At 44.3% G+C, this 6,724-nt stretch carries 6 protein-coding genes; 2 read left to right on the forward strand and 4 right to left on the reverse strand.

What is annotated here, in order from left to right; genetic code table 11:
• The coding region (locus tag PX636_RS00435; RefSeq protein ID WP_288115873.1) for a PDDEXK family nuclease at nt 1–288 on the reverse strand (288 nt) is incomplete at its 3' end.
• Between the two features lie 155 nt (nt 289–443).
• On the opposite strand from PX636_RS00435, the gene PX636_RS00440 reads away from it, so the two are divergent.
• Entirely contained in the window at nt 444–1,127 is a 684-nt protein-coding gene (locus PX636_RS00440; RefSeq protein ID WP_002797665.1) for a Uma2 family endonuclease, read from the forward strand.
• A gap of 23 nt (nt 1,128–1,150) precedes the next feature.
• On the opposite strand, the gene PX636_RS00445 is transcribed toward PX636_RS00440, so the two are convergent.
• Entirely contained in the window at nt 1,151–2,563 is a 1,413-nt protein-coding gene (locus PX636_RS00445; RefSeq protein ID WP_002797667.1) for an LCP family protein, read from the reverse strand.
• Between the two features lie 342 nt (nt 2,564–2,905).
• A complete protein-coding gene (locus tag PX636_RS00450) occupies nt 2,906–3,526 on the reverse strand; it encodes a GNAT family N-acetyltransferase (RefSeq protein ID WP_041803632.1) in 621 nt (206 codons plus the stop codon).
• 306 nt (nt 3,527–3,832) lie between these two features.
• Between PX636_RS00450 and PX636_RS00455 the strand changes: the two genes are divergently transcribed.
• Nucleotides 3,833–5,074: an AmpG family muropeptide MFS transporter gene (locus PX636_RS00455; protein WP_502882832.1), complete on the forward strand. Its 1,242-nt coding sequence runs from the start codon at nt 3,833–3,835 to the stop codon at nt 5,072–5,074.
• Nucleotides 5,075–5,087: 13 nt separating this feature from the next.
• Here the strand turns inward: PX636_RS00455 and PX636_RS00460 are convergent, their stop codons facing one another.
• Nucleotides 5,088–6,512, reverse strand: coding sequence for a PP2C family protein-serine/threonine phosphatase (locus PX636_RS00460; RefSeq protein WP_288115876.1), 1,425 nt, complete (start codon nt 6,510–6,512; stop codon nt 5,088–5,090).
• Nucleotides 6,513–6,724 lie beyond the last annotated feature (212 nt).

Consider the following 6,724-nt stretch of genomic DNA (forward strand, 5'->3'; position numbering starts at 1 on the left):
AATACCACTTGTTTCTGGTAATTCCATGGTTACGGGAGTAAAAGCCTCGTACTCACGCCCCAGATAATCCAATAAGGTGATGATAATATTAGCAATTAAATGGGCATCACGTCCATGCTTAGGAAGTGGAGACATAAGCAAGACTTCTCCATTGTGATATTTGATTTTAGGCTGAGAATTGTCGCCCCTTTGCCGAGACAAAGTTTGATAATCTAGCCAAGTGGCAGGTAATCTCACTAAGGACCCCGCCGGTAGCTCGATTTTATCTAGTGAAACTAAGGCAAACATGGCGCAAGGTTGCAGGTAAATGATCAGAAACGCTGTAAAATAAGTATAGGATATCTTCGATGCTCTCGATGCACAGCTTAACCTAATCGATAAATTAACTGAGTCTGGTAAGAAAACTTAAGCCTTGATAGTAGTTTCTTGATGAGCCAAAAATTATGCTATCGACTAACACAGTTTCCCCCCATATTATTCCCCCTCTCAAAAATGGCGATAGATTAACTCGTCCTGAATTCGAGCGCCGTTATCAAGCAATGACACAGCTAAAAAAAGCTGAATTAATCGCAGGAGTTGTTTATATGGCAGCCGCGGTGAGAGCCAAAAACCACGGTAAACCCCACGCTAATATTATCGGTTGGTTAACTGCCTACGAAGTGGCGACACCGGGAGTAGAAACACTGGATAATACTACTGTGCGACTGGATGGGGATAATCAACCACAACCAGATGCTTTATTAAGAATAGAAACCGGTGGACAATCAAGCATTAGTGAAGATGATTATGTAGAAGGCGCGCCGGAATTAATCGTGGAAATTGCCGCTTCTACTGCTTCCTACGATTTACACGAAAAACTCAAAGTTTATCGTCGCCAGGGAGTGCAAGAGTATATTATCTGGCGAGTTTATGACGTTCAATTAGATTGGTTTGGTTTAACTGATGGGGAATATTTGCCCCTAGAATCAAATCAAAATAACATCTTTTGTTCTCAAGTATTTCCTGGATTATGGCTGAATAAAAATGCTTTATTATCGGGTAATTTAGCCGAAGTTTTGGCAGTGTTACAGCAAGGAATAGCTAGTGAAAAACACCAAAATTTTTGTCAAACTTTGGCTAATAAATAACCAGGATAAACTTGATTTTTTTCTTAGTTGCCTAGGGATGGCTCAGAAAGATTAGCTGATTTTTCTTGCCAATCTTGACCGATTTTAATCGTCACATCAGAAGCGAGATTCCCCGTACTTTCCACCAAAACTTCCCCGACACCAAGGCTATTATGCAGGGCAGCAGCCAGGGAATTATCCCCTTTTTGAGCAATAATTTTGGTAGTTTCTAGAATTGGCGATGAAGACTTAGAGACAAAAACATTTTCATAACCAAACGAGCGTAGATATCTGACTAGAGCTTGCACCGCTTCTGGATTATCGATGCTATCTTCCACAGCTATGCGAGTCGGTTGCGTGGTTTCCTCAATGTCAGCCATAAAAGAGCCGTGGTTAAAATGTTGAGCCACTAGCTCTTGAATTTTACTTTGATTGGGCAACCAATAACTGATCCCTTGCCGACCATCACCATTAAAGTCTCCTGGTAGCAGTAGCATTTGCACATCAGCGCGCTGAGTTTTGGAGGCAAAGCCAGCTAGGGCGAGTAACTCCTCTAAACTGAGATTAGTATCGATATGATTGCGGATAACCTCGATAATATCGGGAATTTTCAATAAAGTTGCTGGTTTTAGGGTTTGTTCTACTAAAGACCGCATTAATTGCTGTTGTCGTTGGATACGACCGATATCGCCGTTAGCATCGTAACGAAAACGGGCAAACTGGAGGAATTTCTCGCCGTTGAGGTGTTGTTCCCCTTTTTTCAGGTCAATGTAGAGGTGTTGACTAAAATCTTTATACTTCATGTCTTTGGGAACATATACCGTCACCCCCCCCAAAGCATCAATTAATTTTTCCACACCCTGCACATTAATGCGAATATAGCGATCGATAGCCACTCCGTCCAAAAGATGACTAACCGTTTCCGCCGTTAAAGCAGGTCCACCGAGGGCGTTAGCTTCATTGATTTTTTTCTCCCCGTAACCCTCGATATCGGTGCGGGTATCCCGGGGGATGGAAAGCATGGTTAACTTCTGTCTTTGGGGGTCAAAACGCAGTAACAGCATGGTATCGGTTAAACCATCCAAGGAATTAACCGGGGCATGATAACCCAGATCTGGGGTTTGTGCTTCCTTGACATCGGATGTCAACACTTTCGCGCCAACTACCAGAATATTAACGGGGCGGTTGAGGGCGGGAAGTTGCAGATTTTGATAGGATATCGCCTGCTGATTGTTAAAAGCGGCGGCTTCTTGGGGACTAAGAGCAGCTTGTCGCAAAGGTGTGGAGGAGAGAGACACAGCCAACATAGCCCCCGCCGTAGCGGAAACTAGGGCGCAGCCAGTTAAGCCTAGGGCTGTCAGGAACCATTTACCCGACAATCGCCGCTTTTTAACAGGTTTAGCTGCTAATTTGCTTGATTTTCCGCTTTTAAGCCTTGATTTCGTCTTATTAACCACAAATTGCCTCACACAGTCACTAATTATCTCCCTAAAACCATATTTTAAAGGGATGAACTATTTGTTTTCTCAGATACCCGGAAAAGATCATTAAACTAATCGGGTTTTTTAGAGAGTTAGCAGATAATATAGCAGAATTTTTCCTTATAGTTCTTCTGCATGGCAATTTTGTCGAAATATCTAGGGTTTGTTTCGTGGGAGTGGGGAATGGGGAAGTGGGAAGTGGGAAGTGGGAAGTGGGGAAGTGGGGAAATTGAACTAAAACCCCAAAACCCCAAAACCCCAAAACCCCAACCCCCAACACCTAAAACCTGTCTCGGAGTCTGGGAGTCTCCTATCTCCTCATTGGCTGATTTTTTTGTGCAGAAATAACTTTTGTGGTCGATTAAATAACCAATTGATCAACCAACCGTCGGTTTTTTGCAGACGATAACCGCTACTTGAGTACAGTGACTGGGCCGCTAGATTATTATCGAGAACATGGAGGGAAAGTTCCTCAAAACCCCATTCTCTAGCGATCTGTTCACACTTGAGCAGCAATCTCCGGGCCAGACCGGCACGCCGGCGATCGGGACTAACGGCTAAATTAGAGATATAAGGAATGGGAACAGCTAAAAAAGAACTGGATTTTAAGGCGATTTCCGCCGTAGCAACAATAATTTCCTGAGGACCCGTGACGGTGACGCTGGTTTGACTGACTACCAGACAGTGATAGTAAGGGGTATCGGCGCGCAATCGTCCCCGTAAGTCCTCGTAAATGCCTAATTTAAAGATAGGACGCAGAAAAGACCAATAATTGGCCGTGGGGAAAAAACTATCGGTGAGAATTTCCGCCAAGCTTTTGAGATCTTGGCTTTGGGCCAAACGCACCTCGACGGTAATGGCGGCATTGTCACCGGTCGCTTCCGAGTCGGAGGGATTAGACAATAGGTATGAGATAAAACAGGAGTCCACTTTAATCACAGGAGTCGGCAGGGAAGGTGGGGATGGCAGTCCTTATCTGGGAAAGGTAAATAGGGGTGGGATTTAGTTGGGAGAATCAAGCATCTATCTTAAGGAGAAGACCGCAATTTTTCAAGACTACTGAATCAAAATCTCATCCATTCTACTGCCTATAGCCCCAGTTGGGGGAAAGACCGCTATTTTTCGGTAATTTTTTTTGATCGCCGGGCCATGGTTAAGATGGGACGATGCCGGTCAGAACTAATTTCTTTCTTTTTGGGTCAATTAACTATATTCTTTAATCTAATCTATCCTCCTACCCCCTCTATGATCAAGGAAATTTCCGCCTATTTACAAGTGTTCCGCAGTCAAAAAATGGCGGCTTTGTTATTCTTAGGTTTCGCTTCTGGATTGCCCTTGTTGCTCACCAGTCGCACCCTGCAAGCTTGGATGACCACCGAAGAAGTTCCTCTGGAATCGATCGGTTTATTTAGTTTATTCGCTCTCCCCTACTCTCTCAAATTTCTTTGGTCTCCCTTACTCGATCGCTATGTTCCTCCTTTTCTTGGTCGTCGTCGCGGTTGGATTTTAATCGCTCAAATTTGTTTAACTTTAGCGATTGGTTTTATGGCCTTTCAACAACCAAAACAATCTTTGGAATTATTGGCAATTAATGCTCTACTGATCGCTTTTTTTAGTGCCAGCCAAGATATTGCCTACGATGCCTATCGCACAGATATTTTAGAAAAATGGGAGATGGGTGCTGGGGTAGCGATCGGGGTTTTAGGTTATCGTTTGGCTTTAATTTTAACCGGTTCGCTCGCTTTAATTTTAGCCGATCACTTTCCCTGGCCTCTCGTCTATCTTTTCCTAGCTGGATTGATGGCTTTAACGATTATTTGGTCTTTTTTCGCCCCAGCTACTCCCCCTAGAGATGATACTCCTCAAACCCTTTTAGAGGCGGTTTGGTTGCCTTTCCAAGAGTTTTTTCAACGCTATCGATTAGGTCAAGGAATCGGTATTCTCGCCTTTATCGTTCTCTATCGTTTAGGGGATGCTTTAGTTAATAATATGGTGACTCCTTTTCTCTTAAAAACTGGTTTCAGTCAAACCGATATCGGGGCGATACAAGGGGGCATGGGCATGATAGCAACTATGGTGGGAGTTTTATTAGGTGGTTCCCTGTTAAGTCGTTGGGGAATTAATCGATCGCTCTGGATTTTTGGCGGCTTGCAAGCTATTAGTAATTTAGCCTATTTTACTTTAGCAAATTTAGGGCAAAATTATCCTTTTATGGTCTTGGCTATTAATATTGAAAACTTCTGCGGTGGCTTAGTCACTGCCGCTTTTGTGGCTTTTTTAATGAGTCTTTGCAATGCTCGTTTTACCGCTACTCAGTACGCCCTCTTATCAAGTTTAATGGCCTTTAGTCGCGATATTTTGGTGGCTCCCGCCGGAGTTTTAGCTGAGGCGATCGGTTGGCAGTGGTTCTTTTTAATCACAGTAATTGCCGCTTTACCCGGGTTAGCTTTATTGCCTTTATTTGCTCCTTGGCAAGAGGACAATTGAGCTAATTGATGATTTATTCCTCCGATTTCACTCGCATAACTACTAAAGTCATATCGTCACTACTGTCATTTCCTAAACCGGTAAAAGCGGCCACTTTTCCAAATAAATATTCTAGAATCTGTTCGGGATCGGTGTACTGTTGACAGGCTTCTTTAACTGCCGATAGCCAATTTTTCTGATCAAATCTTTCCCCTTTCGAGTTAACTGCATCGGTAAAGCCATCGGTATAATAGATCAGCGTATCTCCCGCTTCTAATTGCACTTGGGCATCGTCATAGATAGAATCGGCCTCTAAACCAACTAATGTCCCTTCCGTGTCGAGAGACTCTAACTCTCCCGTTTTGGCCCGCCACCAGAGGGTGGGATAATGGGCAGCATTACTGTAGCCAAGACGGCGCGTCAGGGGATCATACTCGGAATAAAATAATGTCACGAAACGATGAGAATTATCGAGATCGGCATACATAACCCGATTGAGATGACGCAAAATCTGGGCCGGGGAGTGACGATTTAACACTTCCGCTCGCAACATTCCCCGGGTCATGGTCATCAATAATCCTGCCGGGACACCTTTTCCCATGACATCACCGATGACTATACTCCAAGGAGCGGCACTGGCTTCCCTTTCCGCCTCCGTTGCCGGTTTAAATTGATCGTAGTTGCAGGGGATAAAATCATAATAGTCGCCACCAACGCGATTAGCCGTTTGGCAGTGGGCTGCCAATTCTACCCCCTGAATTTTCGGACATTGCCGGGGTAAAAGACGATTTTGGATTTCGGCAGCGATTTCTAACTCTCGATCCTGACGTTCCTTGGCACGCAATTCGAGCGTTAATTCATTATTAGCTATAGCCACCGCCGTTTGATCGGCCACTAGCTGCAGCAGTTTCCGACGGGTGGGTGTCCAACCATAATCGGGATCGCGACTGAAAACGTATAAACGCCCCCGCTCACTATTTTTTACTAAAACAGGCGTACTATAAACCTGCGTACCCTGTCCGAGAGTTTGCCGGATTTTATGGTCGAGACTATCGAGAAGCGATCGATGATTTTTATTCTCAAGTGCCGGTTCTTGGTTTAATTGTCGGATAATTGCCTCTAATTGTCGGCGTAGTTCCCCATTAATTTGATTATCTTGGCAATGGAGTTGATCGAGCGCCACTTGACCGTTATTTTTGCTCAAAATCAATGCCCCTCCCTCCGCGTCTGCCACTCGTGCGGCCATCAAGGGGGTAAGATCGAGGAATTGGTTTAAATTATTGAAACTCCGCAGGGCAAAACCGAGGGAACTTAAGAGATTTTGAACTTTGTTTTGTTCGCGATATAAACTAGCGACTAACTCTTTTAAGGCTAAAATTGGCTTGATATCGGTACTTTGATCGCCCATATTGACGGTGGGAGTGGTGAGGGTGTCGCTCGGTTCCGGCTCAGAAAGCATAAAATGATCTTTGTGGCGGTGACATGATTATAGCTAGATGGTCATTGGGTTATGACCTGTTTAAGTCTAACAGTATAGTCGATCTTTTCCTGACCGCCACAATTTAACCCTGATGTTTTACCATTTCCGTTTTTTGACGCTCCCCGTCTCTTTAGACGGGGATTCTTCGTTCATTGAGTCTCCGTTAGCAAGCAGGATTTCTCCAACCAACC

It is taken from the genome of Microcystis sp. M53598_WE2, assembly GCF_030067735.1.
GTDB classification, from domain to species: Bacteria; Cyanobacteriota; Cyanobacteriia; order Cyanobacteriales; family Microcystaceae; genus Microcystis; species Microcystis aeruginosa.